This window comes from Streptomyces sp. NPDC006691 (genome assembly GCF_042869955.1).
Taxonomy (GTDB): Bacteria; Actinomycetota; Actinomycetes; order Streptomycetales; family Streptomycetaceae; genus Streptomyces.
This window is the reverse complement of sequence record NZ_JBIAGW010000052.1, coordinates 1-1,428: the sequence shown is the minus strand read 5'-3', so window position 1 is coordinate 1,428 and position 1,428 is coordinate 1. Positions and strand designations below refer to the sequence as shown.

Here is a 1,428-nt window from a genome sequence, read left to right as displayed (position 1 = left end):
GCTGAGACCTGATGCCGAGCCGATTGTGGTGAAGTGGATGATCCTATGCTGTCGAGAAAAGCCTCTAGCGAGTTTCATGGCGGCCCGTACCCTAAACCGACTCAGGTGGTCAGGTAGAGAATACCGAGGCGTTCGGGTGAACTATGGTTAAGGAACTCGGCAAAATGCCCCCGTAACTTCGGGAGAAGGGGGGCCATCACCGGTGATGAGATTTACTCTCTGAGCTGGGGGTGGCCGCAGAGACCAGCGAGAAGCGACTGTTTACTAAAAACACAGGTCCGTGCGAAGCCGTAAGGCGATGTATACGGACTGACGCCTGCCCGGTGCTGGAACGTTAAGGGGACCGGTTAGTCACATTTCGGTGTGGCGAAGCTGAGAACTTAAGCGCCAGTAAACGGCGGTGGTAACTATAACCATCCTAAGGTAGCGAAATTCCTTGTCGGGTAAGTTCCGACCTGCACGAATGGCGTAACGACTTCTCGACTGTCTCAACCATAGGCCCGGTGAAATTGCACTACGAGTAAAGATGCTCGTTTCGCGCAGCAGGACGGAAAGACCCCGGGACCTTTACTACAGTTTGATATTGGTGTTCGGTTCGGCTTGTGTAGGATAGGTGGGAGACTTTGAAGCGGCCACGCCAGTGGTTGTGGAGTCGTCGTTGAAATACCACTCTGGTCGTGCTGGATGTCTAACCTCGGTCCGTGATCCGGATCAGGGACAGTGTCTGATGGGTAGTTTAACTGGGGCGGTTGCCTCCTAAAGAGTAACGGAGGCGCCCAAAGGTTCCCTCAGCCTGGTTGGCAATCAGGTGTTGAGTGTAAGTGCACAAGGGAGCTTGACTGTGAGACCGACGGGTCGAGCAGGGACGAAAGTCGGGACTAGTGATCCGGCGGTGGCTTGTGGAAGCGCCGTCGCTCAACGGATAAAAGGTACCCCGGGGATAACAGGCTGATCTTCCCCAAGAGTCCATATCGACGGGATGGTTTGGCACCTCGATGTCGGCTCGTCGCATCCTGGGGCTGGAGTCGGTCCCAAGGGTTGGGCTGTTCGCCCATTAAAGCGGTACGCGAGCTGGGTTTAGAACGTCGTGAGACAGTTCGGTCCCTATCCGCTGCGCGCGCAGGAACATTGAGAAGGGCTGTCCCTAGTACGAGAGGACCGGGACGGACGAACCTCTGGTGTGCCAGTTGTCCTGCCAAGGGCATGGCTGGTTGGCTACGTTCGGAAAGGATAACCGCTGAAAGCATCTAAGCGGGAAGCCTGCTTCGAGATGAGTGTTCCCACCTCCTTGAGAGGGTAAGGCTCCCAGTAGACGACTGGGTTGATAGGCCAGATGTGGAAGCCCGGTAACGGGTGGAGCTGACTGGTACTAATAGGCCGAGGGCTTGTCCTCAGTTGCTCGCGTCCACTGTGTTTGTTCTGAAGCAA

The 1,428-nt window shown here is 55.9% G+C and carries 1 rRNA gene (only partly in view); it reads left to right on the top strand.

The features are described 5' to 3' along the window. Positions 1 to 1,393 (top strand): 23S ribosomal RNA (locus ACFYNP_RS38340); its annotated part reaches 1,444 nt to the left of the window's first position; the annotation flags it as partial. Positions 1,394 to 1,428 lie beyond the last annotated feature (35 nt).